18 protein-coding genes are annotated in these 18,288 nt (G+C 56.8%); 11 read left to right on the top strand and 7 right to left on the bottom strand.

The window, feature by feature from the left end; genetic code table 11:
- Positions 1–34: 34 nt before the first annotated feature.
- Positions 35–994, top strand: a complete 960-nt coding sequence (locus O4G22_RS09105) for a hypothetical protein (RefSeq protein WP_046435588.1) — start codon at positions 35–37, stop codon at positions 992–994.
- Here O4G22_RS09105 and O4G22_RS09100 read toward each other — a convergent pair whose 3' ends face one another.
- The gene (locus tag O4G22_RS09100) at positions 995–2,350 is read right to left on the bottom strand and encodes a Gfo/Idh/MocA family oxidoreductase (protein ID WP_046435590.1); all 1,356 of its coding nucleotides are present in this window, start codon (positions 2,348–2,350) and stop codon (positions 995–997) included.
- The gene (locus O4G22_RS09090) at positions 2,347–3,288 is read right to left on the bottom strand and encodes a LicD family protein (RefSeq protein ID WP_046435592.1); all 942 of its coding nucleotides are present in this window, start codon (positions 3,286–3,288) and stop codon (positions 2,347–2,349) included. The genes O4G22_RS09100 and O4G22_RS09090 overlap by 4 nt, the downstream gene beginning before the upstream one ends.
- Before the next feature lie 291 nt (positions 3,289–3,579).
- Between O4G22_RS09090 and O4G22_RS09085 the strand changes: the two genes are divergently transcribed.
- From O4G22_RS09085 to O4G22_RS09075, 3 genes are read left to right on the top strand one after another with little or no spacing between them, the layout of a single operon-like run.
- Positions 3,580–4,365 (top strand): glycosyltransferase family 32 protein, encoded by a 786-nt coding sequence (locus O4G22_RS09085; RefSeq protein WP_215833444.1) that lies wholly within the window; start codon positions 3,580–3,582, stop codon positions 4,363–4,365.
- Positions 4,366–4,411: 46 nt separating this feature from the next.
- The gene (gene tagD, locus O4G22_RS09080; protein WP_046435594.1) at positions 4,412–4,801 is read left to right on the top strand and encodes a glycerol-3-phosphate cytidylyltransferase; all 390 of its coding nucleotides are present in this window, start codon (positions 4,412–4,414) and stop codon (positions 4,799–4,801) included.
- The gene (locus O4G22_RS09075; protein WP_306701609.1) at positions 4,798–5,667 is read left to right on the top strand and encodes a LicD family protein; all 870 of its coding nucleotides are present in this window, start codon (positions 4,798–4,800) and stop codon (positions 5,665–5,667) included. Before tagD ends, O4G22_RS09075 begins: the two co-directional genes overlap by 4 nt.
- Here the strand turns inward: O4G22_RS09075 and O4G22_RS09070 are convergent.
- Together O4G22_RS09070 and O4G22_RS09065 are read right to left on the bottom strand one after the other, a co-directional pair.
- Positions 5,637–6,227: a tetratricopeptide repeat protein gene (locus O4G22_RS09070; protein WP_046435598.1), complete on the bottom strand. Its 591-nt coding sequence runs from the start codon at positions 6,225–6,227 to the stop codon at positions 5,637–5,639. The genes O4G22_RS09075 and O4G22_RS09070 overlap by 31 nt on opposite strands.
- Positions 6,228–6,331: 104 nt before the next feature.
- Positions 6,332–7,180, bottom strand: coding sequence for a hypothetical protein (locus tag O4G22_RS09065; RefSeq protein ID WP_306701608.1), 849 nt, complete (start codon positions 7,178–7,180; stop codon positions 6,332–6,334).
- Positions 7,181–7,336: 156 nt separating this feature from the next.
- Here O4G22_RS09065 and O4G22_RS09060 point away from each other — a divergent pair, with 156 nt between their 5' ends.
- From O4G22_RS09060 to O4G22_RS09045, 4 genes are all read left to right on the top strand, one after another.
- The gene (locus O4G22_RS09060; RefSeq protein ID WP_306701606.1) at positions 7,337–8,080 is read left to right on the top strand and encodes a class I SAM-dependent methyltransferase; all 744 of its coding nucleotides are present in this window, start codon (positions 7,337–7,339) and stop codon (positions 8,078–8,080) included.
- A 98-nt stretch (positions 8,081–8,178) separates the two neighbouring features.
- Positions 8,179–9,564, top strand: a complete 1,386-nt coding sequence (locus tag O4G22_RS09055) for a UTP--glucose-1-phosphate uridylyltransferase (protein WP_306701605.1) — start codon at positions 8,179–8,181, stop codon at positions 9,562–9,564.
- On the top strand, positions 9,551–10,105 hold the full coding sequence (locus O4G22_RS09050; protein ID WP_306701604.1) for a hypothetical protein: 555 nt from the start codon (positions 9,551–9,553) through the stop codon (positions 10,103–10,105). Before O4G22_RS09055 ends, O4G22_RS09050 begins: the two co-directional genes overlap by 14 nt.
- A complete protein-coding gene (locus O4G22_RS09045; RefSeq protein WP_094136300.1) occupies positions 10,092–10,454 on the top strand; it encodes a peptide chain release factor family protein in 363 nt (120 codons plus the stop codon). The genes O4G22_RS09050 and O4G22_RS09045 overlap by 14 nt, the downstream gene beginning before the upstream one ends.
- A 24-nt stretch (positions 10,455–10,478) precedes the next feature.
- Here the strand turns inward: O4G22_RS09045 and coaD are convergent, their stop codons facing one another.
- Entirely contained in the window at positions 10,479–10,988 is a 510-nt protein-coding gene (gene coaD / locus O4G22_RS09040; protein ID WP_094136301.1) for a pantetheine-phosphate adenylyltransferase, read from the bottom strand.
- Positions 10,989–11,184: 196 nt separating this feature from the next.
- On the opposite strand from coaD, the gene O4G22_RS09035 reads away from it, so the two are divergent.
- The 3 genes from O4G22_RS09035 (at position 11,185) to O4G22_RS09025 (ending at position 15,274) form a co-directional block, all read left to right on the top strand.
- Complete coding sequence (locus O4G22_RS09035; protein WP_306701603.1) at positions 11,185–12,774, top strand: DUF4153 domain-containing protein; 1,590 nt, start codon at positions 11,185–11,187, stop codon at positions 12,772–12,774.
- Positions 12,775–12,861: 87 nt separating this feature from the next.
- Positions 12,862–14,037, top strand: a complete 1,176-nt coding sequence (locus tag O4G22_RS09030) for a 1-deoxy-D-xylulose-5-phosphate reductoisomerase (protein WP_094136303.1) — start codon at positions 12,862–12,864, stop codon at positions 14,035–14,037.
- Positions 14,038–14,041: 4 nt separating this feature from the next.
- The gene (locus O4G22_RS09025; RefSeq protein ID WP_306701602.1) at positions 14,042–15,274 is read left to right on the top strand and encodes a DUF418 domain-containing protein; all 1,233 of its coding nucleotides are present in this window, start codon (positions 14,042–14,044) and stop codon (positions 15,272–15,274) included.
- A gap of 371 nt (positions 15,275–15,645) precedes the next feature.
- Here the strand turns inward: O4G22_RS09025 and infC are convergent, their stop codons facing one another.
- Positions 15,646–16,284 carry a translation initiation factor IF-3 gene (infC, locus tag O4G22_RS09020; RefSeq protein ID WP_094136305.1) on the bottom strand — a complete coding sequence of 213 codons (639 nt, stop codon included), beginning with the start codon at positions 16,282–16,284 and terminating at the stop codon, positions 15,646–15,648.
- Positions 16,285–16,323: 39 nt separating this feature from the next.
- Positions 16,324–18,216, bottom strand: coding sequence for a threonine--tRNA ligase (thrS, locus tag O4G22_RS09015; RefSeq protein ID WP_297408272.1), 1,893 nt, complete (start codon positions 18,214–18,216; stop codon positions 16,324–16,326).
- Positions 18,217–18,288 lie beyond the last annotated feature (72 nt).

Genomic DNA, 18,288 nt, shown 5'->3' with positions numbered 1-18,288 from the left:
TTCCAAACGCCGTTTTTACTCTAATCCCCCTACCATGCTGACAATTCCTCACGAAATTATTTCCTCCCTCAATATTTCTCCCCGGCAGTCAATCCAATGGGTAAAAGAGTCCTTCCATATCAAGGAGGAAGAACCTGTATTCCTTCCCCATAAAACAAGCATCGCCTTTGAAGAAGGAAAATTCATGAATACGATGCCCTGCATCGTCCCCGGCCTGAACGCCATGGGGGTAAAAATTGTAACGCGTTACCCGGAACGGGCCAAAACCATTAATGGGGAAATACTGCTTTACGATTATCATACTGGAGAGCTTCTGGCTCTTATGGACGCTTTTTGGGTCACGAACGCCCGTACCGGAGCAGTAGCCGCCCTCGCCCTTCAAACATTCGCCAGACAGGATTTCCAGACAATTTCCCTGATGGGGCTGGGAAATACGGCCCGCGCCACTATGGCATGCATTCTGGCGTTATATCCTGAAAAAAACTTCACGGTGCGTCTTCTTTCCTACAAAACGCATGTTCCCCAATTCATTGAAGAATTCCAATGCCACAGCAACGTCCGTTTTGAAGAAGTGAAAAACATCAATAGCCTCATTGATGGAACAGATGCCGTCATTTCCTGCATTACTAATGCGGAGGGCATCCTTGCCGAAGACAGCTGTTTCAAACCAGGCATTACTGTTATCCCCGTACATACAAAGGGATTCCAAAATTGTGATTTGTTTTTTGACAAGGTATTTGCCGATGATCGTGACCATGTTAAGAATTTCCGGCATTTTGAGCGCTTCCGTCAATTTGGGGAAATAGCTCCGGTTCTGGCCGGAAAAACAGCGGGAAGAACGTCTCCGGAAGAACGCATCCTCAGCTACAATATCGGGCTGGGCCTCCACGATATCGTCTTCGCCAAGCACATCTACGACCGCCTGATTCATGTTGAGGAGCAGAAGGAAAAATCTCCCTCCTTTCATTTCCGGCAAACGGCATGCCTGTCCTGATCAGCTGATTTCATCAACACATTCCCCACGCCTGAAGCGGGAGGCAACATCAGCCATGAACATGGAATCCTCACGGGTCAAAAGACGGTTGCCATGATGACAGCCGTGAATCAGGCGCAAAAACACGCCGAGCTCATAACGCAGCCCGTCCCCTTCAAAATTGGCAAAATACTTCCTGTTGAGCCGGGAATCCTCAAACCGCACTTCAAACATCTCCGTCTTCCACCACGGCGCCGGCACATAAATATACCCCTCCGTTCCGGTAATGCACAAGTCCCCCTCCTGCTTGGCGCCTATGGCTGCCGTGGCGGTGGCTACTGCATTGGAATAAAGAAATTCCGCGCGCGTGAACACGTCCACGCCCGTATGAGAATTTCTGCAAGTCACAAAACGGACCCTGCGGGGATCGGTCCCCAGAAGCTTCCCGACGGCAAAAGCGGGATAGGAACCCAGCTCCGTCCACGCGCCTCCGGCCTGCATGGGATCATATTCCCTGGCGGTTTCATCCTCTATCAGCTTGGTAAACGTGGCGTCCACCGCCTTAATGGAACCAATGACGCCGCTGCCCGCCAAACTGGTCAACTGCTGGAAGGCCGGGCAAAACGCAGTTTTAAGCGCTTCCAGTAAAACGACTCCTTTCTCCGCTGCAATCCGGAACAGCTCTTCCGCCTCATCCCGGGCAAGGGCAAGGGGCTTCTCGCACAACACGTGTTTCCCCCGCAACAGGGCCCTCCTAGCCATTTCATAATGGAGATGATGGGGAACGGCAATGTAAACGGCATGAACCCGGTCCAAGAACTGCTCATATTCCGTATCATATTCCAGCAAAGCATGAGACTCGGCAAAACGGCGGACTCTCTCCTTATTCCTTCCGAAAACGGCTGTTATTTCAATATTGCTGACATATTTGGACTCCCGGAGAAAACGGCCCGCTATGCGCCCGTGCCCTGCAATTCCCATATAAACAATGGGATTCCTGGCGGAACGGAGGTCTGTTGAAGAAACGCCCTTGGTGCGTTCCAGGTAAACCACCTCGCAATACTCGCGAAGATAGTCAAATTTCCCCGACCAGTCGGAGCCAATCACAAAAACATCCGCCCCGTACTTCCGTATGTCATGGATCTTCTGCCCTTCCAGCTCTTCTTTAATAATGAGATCCGCCAGACCGGTCTTCCGCACATTTTCCATGCGCTCCTCCAGGCTCTCCATGACATTCAGCTTGCCCCGGCTCTGGTCGTAGCTGTCCGTAGTTACGCCGACGATGAGCCGGTCCCCCAGTTTCCGGGCTCTCCTCAGAAGATTCATGTGCCCCGTATGGAGCAAATCAAAAGTTCCGTAGGTAATAACCGTTTTCATGGCCTGGGCGCATCAATCCTCTTTCCGTAAACGTCAATGAAACGGTTGACCGCCGCCTCAAAAGGAACCTTCTCCACCATGGCCTTCACGGAAGGATGCTTGAACTGGATGCGTTCCGGATAGGACAGGTAATCGCCGTAAAAAAATTGCAGGTACTGACGGGCATGGTTGGGCACGGAAAACATCACCCCCTCAAATTCCGCGGAGCCAAGGGGAAAGAACGTTTCATAGGAAAGGTGCGTGTTTTTTGTAAACGTAATGGCAGGAGAAAGAAAAATCCCGGGGGCTTCTTCTTCCCCGGCGGCATCCCTTCCTTCCAGAACATCCCGGCGGATTTTCTCCTGCACCTGTTCATCGGTCAGGTTCATCCTGGCACCTACCAGCACCACGTCTTTCTTAAATCCGCTCATAAGCCTGTCCAGCTTCTCATGCCGTTCCGGTGATGAAAGACTCTCTGAATAAAAATGATAGGGATACACATCAAGGTTGAGGGGGGTGCCCTCATACCCTATTTGCAGAAAGGCGTGCCTATTCCAGGTGAATCCTTCCTCACGGGGAAAAAGAACGGGAAGCAGCTCCAGCAGGCGGTCAAACTCCGGCCTCATCATGCTCACATCCAGATCATCATCCCACGGAATAAAGCCCCTGTGCCTTACCGCCCCCAGCAGCGTCCCGTAATCCAGCCAGTACCGCAGCCCGTTTTCCCGGCATTTGCGCGCAAAAAGAGCCAGCAAAACCGTATTGCCGTCCTGAAGAAGCCTCAACTTTCCCGTAGCCGGAGGAACTGAGGAAATAGGGTGGTTATAAATAAGCAGATTGCGGATATCCTCCAGCTTCGCATCAAGGGACCGGTCCCTCCTTCTCCTGCATTTCTTCGCGACCCGTCCGGCGATTTTCCGCAAACGGTAGGGAAGATTGCAAAGCACCATGTATTTCATACGCCCCAGTCCTGCCATATTCAGTCTGTAAAAAACTCCGCTTTTGAAATAAAAATGAACTCTACTACCCTCTGTTTCTTTGCCTTGCCGCTGGATAGCGGATTGCCTATCAGAAGTCAACAGAAAAATCTGAATGAAAACATGATAGGAGAATTTTGATTGTGGAAAAAACGGAAAAATAAAAAGGGGTAGGAGATAATAACCATTTGACAATCTTGGAATTCAACTATTCGGAGCATGACAGCGGATAGGCAATCCGCAGAGTGAAAGGAAAATAAGTTTCTCAATCACGTGATCAGAAAGCTCCATTATTGCTGGTTTGGCGGCCCTGTTCCCAACGCCGTTTTGGACAATGTGCAAAGATGGAAAGACCTCAACCCGGAGTTTGAACTGATTGAATGGAACGAAAACAATATTGATGTATCCGCTTTTGAGTTTGGCAGAAGATGTCTGGAACAAAAAAAATGGGGGTTTTTAGGAGACGTCGTACGCCTTCAGGCTTTAACGGAGCACGGAGGCTTTTATTTGGACTGCGATATAGAACTAGTTAAGCCTTTATCCCTTCTTCCTGTAAATCATCGTTTTTCATTGGGATACATTTATAATTGCGCTCTCGGCACCGCTTTTCTCTATGCCCCGCCTCATCACCCGGTCTGCATGAATCTGCTTGATTTATATGATCAAATTAAACCGGATTGCTGGCCTGTCTCCAACACCGTCTATACAGATTATTTCATTAACGAAATTCCCGGTTTTTTATTAAACGGAAAAACCTGGAGCAATGACCTGGTGACCATTTATCCCAAGGAATTTTTTGAACAGCCGGCCTTGATACGCTCCCGCGGCTTTTCCATTCACCACTGCTGCGGTTCCTGGAAACCGGACAACGGCTCTTATTTTGCCCTGAACATGAGGAGCAGCCACCAAATTAAGTGGCTTAAGCGGAAAATCAACACAGCCATTGCATTACGCAAAAATGAATTTTATGCCTGCTATCAAGCGGCCCTCAAAGGCATATCCCTGAAAAAGGAATACGAGTGGCGCCGGGAAAAGGCGCCCAGTCCACTATCGGCGTAAGCACTCTTGCTCAAACCAACCCTGCTATGGATCAAAACAAATCATTATGAAAAAAGTGATTACCTACGGCACATTCGACATGTTGCATTACGGCCATATCAACTTGCTTCGGCGGGCCAGAGCCTTGGGGGATTATCTGATTGTCGCCCTCTCTTCGGATTCATTCAATGCCATCAAAAACAAGCAATCTTTTTTCCATTACGAACACCGCAGGCAAATGCTGGAAGCCATTCGGTACGTGGACCTGATCATCCCGGAAAATGATTGGGAACAGAAGCGGGAAGACATCATCAAGCACAACGTCAACATCTTTGTCATGGGAAATGACTGGGAAGGAAAATTCGATTTTCTAAAAGACATATGTGAAGTCGTCTACCTGGAACGGACTCCGGAAATTTCCACGACCCGGATAAAAAATCATCTGAAAATCCGATGAAAGAAATCTCCGCACCCCAGGCGAAACGGATTCTGGTTGAGATCTTACAGGAATTTCATCAATTCTGCCACAGAGAAAATTTACGTTATTCCCTATACGCGGGAAGCCTGATCGGGGCATTGCGCCATCAGGGTTTCATTCCGTGGGATGATGACATTGACGTACTTATGCCCCGGGAAGATTATGAACGGCTGTTTCAGCTTTACCACACTTCTCCGCATCCGGCTCATCTGGAATTAAATGATTCCCGCACCAGGCCGGATTACTTCTACCCGTTCATGAAACTGGAAGACACCCGCACCATCATGGTTGGAAAGGGAAAAGAGAGAGTCCGCATAGGACTGCACATTGACATTTTCCCTCTTGACGGCATGCCGAAATCCCTCATTGCAGCTAACGCCTATCTATACCTTCACAGACTGTTCCGCCATGCCACCACGCTGGCCAGCCTTCATCTGCGGGTAAAAGGCAGGAGCCTTCCGAAACAGTTGTTTCTGTTCATGTTTAAAACGCTCACCTTGGGCGCGGCGTCCGCCCGCTGGAACAAAATAAGTCATTGGATCGCCAGACGCTATTCATGGGAAAAATCCCGTTGGGCCGGCAATGTCATCTGGGGATATGGCACAAAAGAAAAAGTTCCCGGCGCGTATTATCAAGGAAATCAAGCCGTGCCTTTTGAAGGATTCCAATTTGACGCCATGGGAAACGCCGATGGCTACCTGCGTTGCGTGTACGGAAATTACATGACTCCGCCGCCTCCGGAAAAAAGAATCCCCACGCACATAACGCCGGGCGAAATTTATATCAAAAACCCTTGCTCCGTTCCCGATTCCGGTCAGAGTTTGTCCAGGGCGGAGCGTCCATAGGCCGTATCGGGATATTTATCCGCAGCTTCCTCCCAATATTTCCGGGCCCTGTCCGGAGCATTGAGCTGGGACTCGTAAATGGCTCCTATCTTGTACAGGAACAGAGCCCGGTCCTCCTTGCGCCATCTTCCGTATTCCAGACCTTTCTGAAGGACGTTGACGGAATCCGCGTACCGGCGCATATCGTTCAGCAGGCTGGATTCCATGAGCCAGGAACGCACCAGCCCCGGATTCTCCTTCCGGTAGCGTTCCAGCAATTCCAGAGCGCCCTGGGGATCCCCGGAATTCAGCATGCGCCTGGAAGCCTCCACCAGCACTTCCTCATCCGTAGTAATATTGGAGGAATACAGCGTCTTGGTCACCAGCTCCCCCATGACGGGCAGCAGATGCCTGATGACGAGCCACACTTCAAAGGCAATCACCGGAACCAGCGCCAGCAGGGATTGCAGCGGGGAAAGGGGAATGGCCTGCGCCAGGAACATAAACAGGCCCAGCGGAAGCAGCGCCAGCAACAGCCGTATAAATATGCGCCGGGCCAGCAGAAAAATCATTTTCAACATGGCAGGGGATTCAGGGAAGCCGGGGAGTGGGGGCATACGCCCCCGGAAGGGGAGGGAACGGCCTCCGCGGCCCTTCCCGGTGAAAGGGGCCGCGGAGCATCCGCTTAAAAACGGTAAACGGCTTCCACGCCCACACGGATGCGGAAATCCTCAATCGCGTTCATGCCGGCGTAGCGGCGGATTTCGGAACGGGTGTTCCCCGCCCAGTCAAGCTGGATGAAGGGAATAACCCGGAACCCGCGGCTGGAGTCCACGCCCGTTACGCGCACGGGAGCCGCCAGCTTGATGTTAACCTGGTCAAACCCGGCTACGCCGGGCCCCCAGTAACTGGAGGAATAACCTGTTCCGGCGCTCAGCTCCAGATCCACCTTTTCATGAATCAGGCCGCTCCAGCGCTTGCCCGCGTTCAGGTCAACGCGCCAGCCGATCATACCGTAAAAGCCGTACTGCACATCCAGGGAGCCAAAATAGCCGTGGCCCGGATCGTCATACGCCAGCCCCGCCGTGACGGACTGGGCGAGGGAATGGGGAGCCTTCCCCATATGCTTGCTCAAATACCCCGGAAGGCCGCCGTAATTCAACTCATACCCGCCCCGGAAGGAAAGATTGGGGAACAGCTCCTTGACAGCCTTCCAGCCGGCGTCAAAAGCGTCCTTGTCGCTCAGCAGCCCGTCGCAGAAAGCCATGTATTCCGCGCCGATTTCCTGCTTCCAGTCCCTGGCCAGGTTGAGGTTCAGCTCGCCGCCGATATTGAACACGCCGCTGCGGTTCAACACGGAGGAAGCCACCACGTCCTTATAGGCATACCGGGAATCATAGCCGATGTGGGCCGCTCCGCTGATGGTATTGTTATAGGAACTCGCGGGCCGGGGGTCATAACCGTATCCGTCATAGGCGCCGGCGGAAACCGCGGCCAGGGCGGAAGCCGCCAGAAACAGGGCTGTTGCTTTCATAGTAAGCTTATCTTAATCATTTCCCGCCCGCCAACGCAAGGAAGAATCCCGGCACGGCGCGGAGAAATGGACAAAGCGCCTCCGGGAGAAATGCCATGAAAACAAGACAGAGTCTTTCTTGAAAAAAATCCCTTTTTTCCCTACGATGGAGAGGTCATGGACTGGAACGCTGAATGGTATGAAAACAAACACGGTTTTGTCGCGGAATACGGCAGAGAGCTGCTCTCCTGCGTACCGGAAAATCCAGAACAGTCCATTCTGGACCTGGGCTGCGGAACCGGTACGCTGACGCACGCCCTGCTGGAAAAATCGGCATCCGTCACCGGCCTGGACTCCTCTCCGGAAATGATAGCAACAGCCCGCCGGCTCTATCCCGGCATGGACTTCCGCGTGCTGGACGCCCGCCTCATGCCCTGGCGCAACAGGTTTGACATCGTTTTCTCCAATGCGGCCTTCCACTGGATACCGGATCAGGAAACTCTCTTAAATGCCGTTTACCGCGTCCTGAAACCACAGGGGAAACTGGTCTGCGAATTCGGAGCCCGCTTCAATATTCTCCGCATCAGGGAAGCTTTCCAGACAGCCCTGGAACGCAGGAGCCTCCCGTACACAACGCGTTTTTACTTTCCCGCCGCGGAGGAATACGGCAGCGTGCTGGAACAAGCCGGGCTCCGCCCGGAAACAATGAAGGAATTTGACCGCCCCACGCCGCTGAAAGACGGTCCTGACGGCCTGCGCAACTGGGCCAACCAATTCTTCCGGGAAGATTTGAAAAACCTCCACGAAGAACAGCGCATCCAGATTTTCAAGGAAATGGAAAATTCCCTGAAAGATGAGTTATGGGACGGTTCCCAATGGGTGGCGGACTACCGGCGCATCCGGGTGACGGCAGCCAGATAATCCGGAGCAGCCCCCACAGGAAAAAGAAAACGCGCGGGCATTCCGGATACGCTGATAATGCTTGAGCCGCCTCCGGGCATTTTGTACAAAAGCCGTTAATGAGTACGTTCACTCCTTTTGCGGAAAAGATGGAGTCTGCCGGCGTTTCAGCCGCGGCCGTCAACGCTTTCTCCCGTTGTTACGAATCCCTTGTTTCCAACCACTCCGGCATGATTCCGGAAACGGACATCCTGCCCGCCGACCAGGTGGAAGACTGGCAGGACATCACGGCCTCCACCCCCGCGGCGGACAAGGACCTGATTTCCCGGTGCGTCTGCATCAAGCTCAACGGCGGCCTCGGCACGAGCATGGGCCTCCAGAAAGCGAAAAGCCTGCTGAAAATAAAAGGAGAGGATACGTTCCTGGATTTGATCGTCAGGCAGGTGAAGCATCTGCGCTCCATCTCCGGCACGCCGGTGCGCCTTCTGCTGATGAATTCTTTCTCCACCAGCGCGGACACGCTGGCCTACCTGGAAAAATACGCGGCGGACGGCTTTGCGGACCCCGCCCAGGTGGAACTGATGCAGAACCGCGTGCCTAAAATTCTGGCGGACGGCCTCTCCCCGGCCAGCTGCCCGGAGCAGCCGGAGCTGGAATGGTGCCCGCCTGGCCATGGGGACCTGTATCCGGCCCTGCTGGGGTCCGGCTGGCTGGACCGCCTGCTGGCGGATGGCGTTAAATACGCCTTTGTCTCCAATTCCGACAATCTGGGCGCCCAGCTTGACATGAACTTCCTCCGCTGGTTTGCGGAAAGCGGCGCCCCCTTCGTCATGGAAGTCACCCGCCGCACGGAGGCGGACAGGAAAGGCGGCCACCTGGCGGTCAGGAAGTCGGACGGCCAGCTGATTCTGCGGGAAGTGGCCCAATGCCCGGATGAGGACATTCCCGAATTCCAGAATATCTCCAGGCACCGCTACTTCAACACCAATACGCTCTGGATACGCCTGGACGCCCTCAAGGAAATTCTGGACGCCAACGGCGGCGTGCTCCCGCTGCCCATGATCCGCAATAAAAAAACGCTCAACCCCCGCGATCCGGAATCCGCCCCGGTGTACCAGCTGGAAACGGCCATGGGCGCGGGCATCGAATGCTTCCCGGGAGCCAGGGCCGTCAATGTCCCGCGTTCCCGTTTCTTCCCCGTCAAGACCACTTCCGACCTGTTCCTGCTCCGTTCGGACGCCATCGTTGTGGATGAACACGGCAACGTGGCTCTGGCTCCGGAACGGCAGGGCAACACCCCGGTAGTGGACCTGGATGCCAAACTGTACAAGCTGGTGGATTCCCTGGACGGGCTGGGCCTGCCCTCCCTGGCAGGCATGGACAAGCTGACCTTGCGCGGCCGCTTCCACTTCCATGACGGAGCCGTTCTCCGGGGCACCCTGCTGATGGAAAACGATTCCGACGAAACGAAGGAAATCCTCCCGGGCGTCTATGCCGGAGCCTGAACGCCATACTCCCGCTTCCGCGCCCCGTCCGGTCCAGGCCGGGCTGGGCGTGGAAGACATCCGCCACATTCCCGTCCAAAAGAGGGAACTGCGCTTCACCCGGAACCGGGCAGGCGCCATCCTGACGGCGGCGGGGTTCCTTCTGGCAGCCACCGCCGCTTTCCTCCAGCTCACGGGATATGATACAATCACCCCGTACCTGCCCGCCCCCCTGTGGGCCATGCAGGCCGCGGCGCTTGTTCCCGCCGTCCTCTGCCTGGCCGCTGGGCACCGCTGCCTGAAACACGCGGCCATCATCGTCACCCCGGTGGGCGTGGAAATCCTGCCCTTTCTGCGGGCGCGGCGCGCCATGCAATGGTTCTTCTGGCAGCAGATTCGCTCTGCGGACCGGGAAGGCGGCCGGCTGAACCTCCGCCTGGCTGACGGTTCAACCGTTGCCGTCAGCCTCCGCCCCATGACGTCTGCCAGCCGGAACATGCTGGTCCATGCGGTCCGGCAGCGCGTCAACACCCTGCAATCTTCCGGCTATGGTCAGGCCTGAAAAACTGGCGGCTCTCAAGGAACGGATGGAAGCCCTGGGCATCCGTGAGCAGGACCTGGAGGAAAGCTTTGTCCGCGGAAGCGGACGCGGCGGCCAGAAAGTGAACAAAACCAACAACTGCGTTTATCTCAGGCACACGCCCACGGGCATTGCCGTCAAATGCCATGCGGACAGATCCAGGGAACTCAACCGCTTTCTGGCGCGCAGGGAACTGTGCGATGCTGTGGAACAAATGCAAACGGGCCGATGCGCCGCCAGGGCCCGCGTCATCCAGCGCATGAGAAAGCAGAAAGACAGAAGGAGGCGCAGGCGTTCCGCACCTGCCCCCTCTCCACCGGACAGCGAATAACGGAACGGAAATCCGGAATCACCGCTAGGAACGCGGAAAAACCTCCCGGTACTTCTCCTTCAACATGGCGAATACATTATGGGGGACATAGCGGCTCACCTGGCTTTCCCATCCTTCCGGCCCAATCAACCCTTTCACCATGCTGGAAGACAATTCCGCCGTATCCCGGGGAGGCATCAGGAACACCGTGCACACCTTGGGGGCCATATCCGCATTGATATGGCGCATCACGCGTTCATACTCGTAATCCTGCGTGGAACGGATGCCGCGCAGCATGAACGTAGCCCCGTGTTCATTGGCGAAATCCACCAGAAAGCGGTTGTGGAACTCGGCAATGCGCACATCCGGCATGTCGGAAAGCGCCACCCGCAGCATATCCATGCGTTCCTCATGGGAAAACGTATAACGCTTGTCCGGATTGTCGCCTATGGCCACAATCAGCTCATCAAACATCCTCGCGCCCTGCCTGATCATCCATAAATGACCATTGGTCAGAGGGTCGAAACTACCGGCATACACGGCGATGCGCTTCATTCGGCCATCCTATACGCCCTCCGGAGGAAAATACAACCCTTTTCCATGCGGAGGAATGCTCCTTCACGTCCAGTCCCGCTCTTTTCCGGCCCTCCCTGCTTGACGCGCCAGCAAGAACGGCTAGATTAAACAGGTAGAGTATGCCTTTGCAACGTGCGTCCGGCTGTTCTGCAACCAACCATCCAACCACCAGCCCATGGCAGAACCTTCCCCCTTCCCAGAACGTCCGTCCCTTTTTCCTTCCTTCCGCAGCGATCCGCGCCCCTTGCTTTCCCCTTCATGGTGGAGACACGGGCATATTCCCCTCCTTGTTCTGATCGCCGCCGGCTTCGCCGCTGACTTCATGTTCGGCACATTGGAGGGCTTGGGCATCGGTACTGCGTTAGGTCTCCTGCTGTATACGGCGGCCTTTCTGGCCCTGCGAACGGATCTCAGCCGGAAGGAGCAGGCGTTTCTCGTTTTCATGGCCGTGCTGAACGCCGCCGCCACAGGAATCAACCTTTCTTCCTTCACCCATTATAACATGCTCATCGGGCTGGGGCTCCCTGCCGTGATGACCTTCCTGCCGCGGAAGGAAGGCAACGGCTTCGATCCCGCCAAACGGTATGTCTCCTGGTGGGGCTACAAATTTTTCCGGATGACCCAGGCAAAAGAGGCAATCGGAAAAGTCCTGGGGAAAATTCCGCTTGCAGGCAGCGTCGCCATCGGAGTGATTCTGTTTCTGCTCTTCCTATCCATCTTTGCGGGAGGAAACCCCGTAGTCGCCGCCTTCAAATCAGCCATGAACCAATGGTTCTGTAATTATTTCTCCTGGCTGATTCCGGATATGGGAACCATTGCGGATATCCTCCTGTGGTGCCTGGGAGCCCTGGCCTTCGGCATCATAACCGCGCCGCGCCCCTGCTCATCCTTTCCGGAACAGCATCCCGTGCGCCCGGGACGCCCGTGGCTTCCCTGCCTTCCCGCCGTGTCCCTGCTGTTCATCAACCTGGCCTTTCTGGTCAACAACGGTACGGATGTGGCGTTTTTATGGAGGGGGAGCGTGCCTGACGGCATCTCCCAGACCGTCTATTTACACGACGGAGCGGACTCCATCATGCTGGCGGCCTTTCTTTCCGCCGTCACGCTGCTGGTTCTGTTCCGTCCGGAAGGTTCCGTGCGGGCATCAAAAACGGGAACTGTCTTGGGCTTCATCCTGGCGGCGCAAACAGGTCTGCTCGCCGCCAGCGTTGGCATGAGGCTGTATTTCCAGATAAAAGATTTCGGCTTTTCTCCCAATCGCGTTACGGCCGGCATCTATCTGCTGATGGGAACCTTCTTCCTGTATCTTCTCTTCCGCTACATGGCCGGCAATGGAAACTGGTTGCGTTATGGGAAGCTCTGCGGAGCCATCGCCCTCGTTTTTCTGGCTCTGACCGGACTCCGCAGTCCGTTCCAACTGAGCGGCGACCTGAATTTGATGACGATGGACGAGCATCCGGACTGGTACTTCAGCGATGGAGACCTGCCGCGCTTTGAACTCCGGGACAACATCCCTTTTGCCATAGCCGTCTATCGCCGGCTGGGAGGAGAGACGGAAGCCGGAGCCAATGTTTACGCCATGACCCGGGAAGCCCTCAATGCCAAAAGCCGCATTTGGAACTGGCGTTCCCTCAATCTGCGGAAATGGAAAAGAGACCGGCAGAGAATGCAGTTCCAGCAGCTCCCCGAACCCACGGCGCAAGCCACCTACGGCACGAATGCGTGGCGTCCTTCCTCCCGGCCCACCGGAATGAAGCCGGACTGACGGAAAAACGGCCCATGCGGCGGGGGGAAATTTTTCATCCCCCCGGCTTGTCAAGAGACCGTATTTTTTGCATGATGCTTCTCCGTTATGCAGAAACGACGCGTCGTCATCCTGGGCTCCACCGGCTCCATCGGAACCAGCGCCCTGAAAGTCGCCCGGGATATTCCGGACAGAATGGAAATCGTGGGGCTGGCCGCAGGAACCAGCGTGGAGGCGCTGGCCCGCCAGGCGCGCGAATTCAACGTGCGCAGCGTATGCATCTTTGACCCGTCCGGAGCGGACGAGCTGGCGCGCGCTCTCCCCGGCGCGCAGGTGGAAACGGGAGAAGAAGGGCTGTGCCGCCTGGCGCAGCTCCCGGAAGCGGACATGGTGTTAATCTCCATCGTGGGAACCGCCGGTCTCAAGCCCGCGCTGGCCGCTATTGAAGCAGGCAAGGACCTGGCCATCGCCAGCAAGGAAATTCTGGTCATGGCCGGGCAAATCGTCATGGAAAAAGCCCGCCGGGCCGGTGTGCAGGTGCTTCCGGTGGACAGCGAACACAACGCCATTTTCCAGTGCCTGAACGGCAACCACGGCGGCCCGGAAGCCGTCTCCCGCCTGATTCTGACGGCCTCCGGCGGTCCCTTCCGCACCTGGAACAGGGAAGATCTGGAGCATGTCACGCTGGAACAGGCCCTCAAGCACCCCACCTGGAGCATGGGCCGCAAAATCACCATAGACTCCGCCACCCTGTTCAATAAAGGGCTGGAAATGATTGAAGCCCGCTGGCTCTTTGACGTTCCCATGGAAAAAGTGGACGTCATCGTCCACCCGCAGAGCATTGTGCACTCCATGGTGGAATACCGGGACGGCACGGTGCTGGCCCAGATGAGCAGCTCGGACATGTGCTTCCCCATCCAGTACGCCGTCACATGGCCGGACCGCGTTCCCAACTCCCTGAAGCAGCTCAATTTTGCGGAAATCGGCCGGCTGGTGTTCGAGGCACCCCGCACGGACGTCTTCCCCGCCCTGAACCTGGCGCGCAGGGCCGGAGCCGGCAACAGCACCCTGGCCGCCGTTTACAACGCCGCCAACGAAGCGGCGGTGAATGCCTTCATCCACGGCCAGATCTCCTTCCCCGGCATCTGGAAACTGGTGGAGGCCGTCATGGACGACCACACCCCGGCGGATCCCCGCGGGGAACTGGCCCCCATCCTGGAAGCGGACCAATGGGCCAGAAGGCGCGCGGCGGAACTGCTCCCATCCTTTTCCCGCCCCTGCTGACGCCATGACCGCCCGGACTCCCGCCGGAACGCCGCTCCCGGCCGCGCGCATCACCATTCTGGATATCCTCCGGGCTCTGGCCCTGCTGGGCATCGTCATCGTCCACACGCACGACCACTTCAACCTGTACCTTCCCATGCCCCCGGCGGAGGGATGGCAGGCCGCGGCCAACAGCGCGGCGGACTGGGCCTATGAACATCTCTTTGTCAGCAAATCTTTCCTGCTCTTCTCCTTCCTGTTCGGCCTCAGCTTCTTCATCCAGCTGGACAGGCGGGAGCAACAAGGAATCGACTTCCGGAAACGCTTCATGTGGCGCCTGACGCTCCTGTTCCTGCTAGGTCTGGCGCATACCCTGTTCTATGACGGAGACATCCTCACCCTCTTCGGCACCCTGGGCTTTGCCCTGGTCATGCTCTACAAATGCGGTACTCCCCTGCTCATCACCCTCTGTGCCCTGTGCCTGATTCAGCCGGTCATGCTTATGGACCTGCTGAACCATGCCGGGCTAGCGGCCTGGTGGCCCCACTCCTCCGGCTGGTTCCATACGGGCTCCCCGGCTGCGGGCCCCACGCGGGAATTCCTGTACGCCCACGGCAGCTGGAGCCAGGCGGCCCTGTGGAACCTGACGCAGGGCCAGGCGGGCAAATGGCAGTTCTTCCTGCTCAGCGGCCGCCTCTGGCAGACGATGGGCCTCTTCATCCTGGGCATGCTGGCGGGCAGATGGCGCGCCTTTGAAGACGCGCCCAACAAACGCCGCCTGTTCCTGCGGACGCTGGGCGTGGCCGGGCTCCTGTTCCTGGCTTTGCTGGCAATGCGTCTGTACCTCATCCCGCAGCTGGGCGCCCCTCTGGAAGCGGATGCAGCCCGCCTCCTGCATCCATGGGAAAACCTCTCCTATACCGTGGCTTTCGTCTCCGCTGCCGTCCTGCTGTTCACCCATCCCGGCCTTCCCCTGCCCACCCGGCTGCTCAGCAGCGCCGGCAAATGCACGCTGACCTGCTACGTCACCCAGACGCTGGTCTTCACCTTCCTCTTCTTCGGGTGGGGGCTGGGCCTGGCCCAGGACATGGGGCCGTGGTCATGCCTGTGCGCGGCCGTTGCCGTCTTCCTCCTCCAGGCCTGGGCCTGCCGCCTCTGGCTCACCCGCTTCCTGTACGGCCCCCTGGAATGGCTCTGGCGCACCGCCACCATGTGCCGCATGCAGCCTTTCTGCAAACGGATGTCCAAAGAAAATTGAGATATTATATCACCTTCTTCCCGTTCCATCCCGGTTTCTCCGAACGTAGGAGGAATAGAACGCATAGCCTCCTGCGTCCGGCCCGGAATAAAACCATTCCTGCCCTTCAGGAAGTGAGAACGATGCTTAAATACCCGGCATAGCGTCTTTTGCACATACCCGGCAGACACGAATCGGCTCCATATCCTCGTAATGGAGCAATATCTTTTCCAGGCGTTCCGGACGGTTTCCAGATTCCTATTGAACGGAAAGAAACAATTCCTCCAGCGCCTCCGGGAGAATTCCCCGGGTCTCTATAGAAAAGCATTTGCCCGTAAAAAAGGCTTTCCGCCTTATAAGGGCGGAAAGCCTGAAAAAGAAAAAATGCCGTTTTACTCGTCGTCTTCCGCGTCAAAGGCGGAGTCTTCGGAATCGAAGTCCTTATCCAAGTGGGCGGTGAATTTTTTCACGCGCTGCTGGGCGGGGAGCGGGGAGAGCACCATGTGCATGGTGTTGCCGGCCAGGCGCGGGGCCTGGTCCACCTGCGCCATGGTCTTCATGTCCGCGATGACTTTGTTGAAGACGTCGTAGCCAAGTTCCTGGTGGGCGTTTTCACGACCACGGAAACGGAGCTGGAAGCGAACCTTGTGGCCATGGTCCAGGAAGCTTTCCGTACGGGCCATTTTCACGTTATAGTCATTGGTATCCGTACCGATGCGGAGCTTGATTTCCTTGAGCTTGACGGTTCGGCTCTTGTTGTTTTTCTGCAGTTTGGCCTGCTGGTATTTGTATTTGCCGTAATCAACCACCCGGCATACGGGCGGATCGGCATTGCCGGCCACTTCCACCAGGTCCAGACCCAGAGCCTTGGCTTTTTCCAGCGCGTCGCGCGTGTTCATGACGCCCAGCTGGTCGCCGTTGGCAGTCACTACCCGCACGCGGGGCGCGCGAATCCGTTCATTGATCCGAGTCTGATCGCCGCGCTCACGGCGGCGATTTCCGTCATTATTCTTCGTTGGCTTGGTTGGCACGTCCGGATACTACTAAACTAAAAGGAATAACTTGGCAACTCAAATCACGGGAGAAATATGACGCTCCGCGATTTCCCGGGCCACGAGGTCCGCGAATTGCTCAAAAGGCATCGCGCCCAGGTCCCCCTTGTCCCGGTGGCGGACGGAGACGGTGCCGTCTTCCGCCTCCCGCTGGCCGAGCACCAGCATGTAGGGAACGCGGTCCAGGCGGGCGTTGCGGATTTTGGCGCCGATTTTATCCGGCGTTTCGTCCACCGTGACGCGCACTCCCCTGGCGGACAGGGCGGCGCGATGCGCGGCGGCCACGTCCGTCACTTTGTCGGAGATGGGCAGCACGCGCACCTGTTCCGGAGAAAGCCAGGTGGGGAATTTCCCTTCAAAGTGTTCAATCAGCAGCCCCGTGAAGCGTTCCATGGAGCCGAAGGGAGCGCGGTGCACCATCACGGGCCGGTGCGGCTTGTTGTCCGCTCCGGTGTAATGGAGGTCAAAGCGTTCCGGCAGGTTGTAGTCCACCTGCACGGTGCCCAGCTGCCATTCGCGGCCGATGGCGTCGCGCACGATGAAGTCGATCTTGGGGCCGTAGAAAGCGGCTTCCCCAGCTTCCTCGCTGTAGTCCGCCCCCAGCCATTCCGCGGCTTCCCGCAGGGCCTGTTCCGCTTTGTCCCAGTTTTCCGGGGAACCCACATATTTGTCACTTTCCGGGTCGCGCATGGAAAGGCGCACGCGGTAGTCCGTCATGCCCAGCGTGCCGAAAATGGTTTTCACGATGCCCAGGCACTGGCGGATTTCCCCGGCCAGCTGGTCAGGCGTGCAGAAGATGTGGGCGTCATCCTGCGTGAAGCCGCGCACGCGCGTCATGCCGCCCAGTTCTCCGCTCTGTTCCCAGCGGTACACCGTGCCGAACTCCGCCAGCCGCACGGGAAGATCCCGGTAGGAATGAGCGTCATTCGCGTAAATCTTGATGTGGTGGGGGCAGTTCATCGGCTTGAGCATGTAGCCTTCAATGGTGCCGGTGGCCAGGCCGTTGAACAATTCCGCGCAGGAAGCCCCTTCCTGGCTGAGCTTCTCCATGGCGTCCCGTTCCGGGATGGGCGCATACTGGCTTTCCTGGTAATACGGGAAGTGGCCGGACGTGCGGTACAGGTCCAGCTTGCCGATGTTGGGCGTGTACACCTGGGAGTAGCCCAGCTTGTCCAGTTCCTCGGTGATGAAGTCCTGCAGGGAACGGCGGATGAGAGCCCCCTTGGGTTTCCAGAGGATGAGTCCCTGGCCCACGGACTCGTCAATGCAGAACAGGCCCAGTTCGCGGCCAAGTTTGCGGTGGTCCCGGCGGCGCGCTTCCTCCAGCCGTTCCAGATGCTCGTCAAGCTGGGTGCGGTTCGGGAAACAGGTTCCGTAAATGCGCTGGAGCATGGGGCGGTTTTTGTCCCCTTTGTAGAAGGCGCTCGCCACGCTCATGATCTTGAACGCCTTGCAGTTGCCCGTGCGGCCTACATGGGGGCCGGCGCACAGGTCCGTAAAATCTCCGTTGCGGTAGAGAGAAATTTCCTCGTCCTCCGGGATGTCGTTCAACAGGTCGATCTTGAAACGGGAAGGCTCGCTGCGGGGCCCCAGGGCGCCTAATTCCCCGGATTCCGCCATCTTCATGGCATCCGCGCGGGAAATAATTTCCTTCTGGAAAACCTGGTTTTCCTTCACCACCTTTTTCATTTCCTCTTCTATGCGCTCAAAATCCTCTGTGCTGATGCGGTGCTCCAGCTCCACGTCATAATAAAAACCGTTGTCCACGGCGGGGCCGCCGGCCAGCTGGGCATCCGGCCAGAGGCGGCAGACAGCCGTAGCCAGAACGTGCGCGCAGGAGTGGCGCAGCCGTTCCAGATCAGACATCTGTTGGCGTTCTTCAAGAGTCTTTCTTTCCTTGTGTTCGGACATACGCGCATTAGTAAACCCCTCTTAAACGCTGTTGGCAAATGCAAAAAGACTTTCTTCCCGAAAATTCAAGGC

Origin of the sequence: Akkermansia muciniphila, from assembly GCF_030848305.1 — a bacterium.
Classification (GTDB): Bacteria; Verrucomicrobiota; Verrucomicrobiia; order Verrucomicrobiales; family Akkermansiaceae; genus Akkermansia; species Akkermansia muciniphila_A.
The sequence above is the reverse complement of the archived record's forward strand: the minus strand, read 5'-3'. Positions and strand labels throughout refer to the sequence as shown.

Bases quoted from the DNA above. Each gene is read 5' to 3' on its own strand.
- O4G22_RS09090 (WP_046435592.1), bottom strand. From the start codon at position 3,288: ATGAAATACATGGTGCTTTGCAATCTTCCCTACCGTTTGCGGAAAATC.
- O4G22_RS09045 (WP_094136300.1), top strand. From the start codon at position 10,092: ATGGTCAGGCCTGAAAAACTGGCGGCTCTCAAGGAACGGATGGAAGCC.
- O4G22_RS09050 (WP_306701604.1), top strand. From the start codon at position 9,551: ATGCCGGAGCCTGAACGCCATACTCCCGCTTCCGCGCCCCGTCCGGTC.
- thrS (WP_297408272.1), bottom strand. From the start codon at position 18,216: ATGTCCGAACACAAGGAAAGAAAGACTCTTGAAGAACGCCAACAGATG.
- O4G22_RS09025 (WP_306701602.1), top strand. From the start codon at position 14,042: ATGACCGCCCGGACTCCCGCCGGAACGCCGCTCCCGGCCGCGCGCATC.
- O4G22_RS09060 (WP_306701606.1), top strand. From the start codon at position 7,337: ATGGACTGGAACGCTGAATGGTATGAAAACAAACACGGTTTTGTCGCG.
- O4G22_RS09055 (WP_306701605.1), top strand. From the start codon at position 8,179: ATGAGTACGTTCACTCCTTTTGCGGAAAAGATGGAGTCTGCCGGCGTT.
- O4G22_RS09030 (WP_094136303.1), top strand. From the start codon at position 12,862: ATGCAGAAACGACGCGTCGTCATCCTGGGCTCCACCGGCTCCATCGGA.
- O4G22_RS09075 (WP_306701609.1), top strand. From the start codon at position 4,798: ATGAAAGAAATCTCCGCACCCCAGGCGAAACGGATTCTGGTTGAGATC.
- O4G22_RS09035 (WP_306701603.1), top strand. From the start codon at position 11,185: ATGGCAGAACCTTCCCCCTTCCCAGAACGTCCGTCCCTTTTTCCTTCC.
- O4G22_RS09100 (WP_046435590.1), bottom strand. From the start codon at position 2,350: ATGAAAACGGTTATTACCTACGGAACTTTTGATTTGCTCCATACGGGG.
- tagD (WP_046435594.1), top strand. From the start codon at position 4,412: ATGAAAAAAGTGATTACCTACGGCACATTCGACATGTTGCATTACGGC.
- coaD (WP_094136301.1), bottom strand. From the start codon at position 10,988: ATGAAGCGCATCGCCGTGTATGCCGGTAGTTTCGACCCTCTGACCAAT.
- O4G22_RS09105 (WP_046435588.1), top strand. From the start codon at position 35: ATGCTGACAATTCCTCACGAAATTATTTCCTCCCTCAATATTTCTCCC.
- O4G22_RS09065 (WP_306701608.1), bottom strand. From the start codon at position 7,180: ATGAAAGCAACAGCCCTGTTTCTGGCGGCTTCCGCCCTGGCCGCGGTT.
- O4G22_RS09070 (WP_046435598.1), bottom strand. From the start codon at position 6,227: ATGTTGAAAATGATTTTTCTGCTGGCCCGGCGCATATTTATACGGCTG.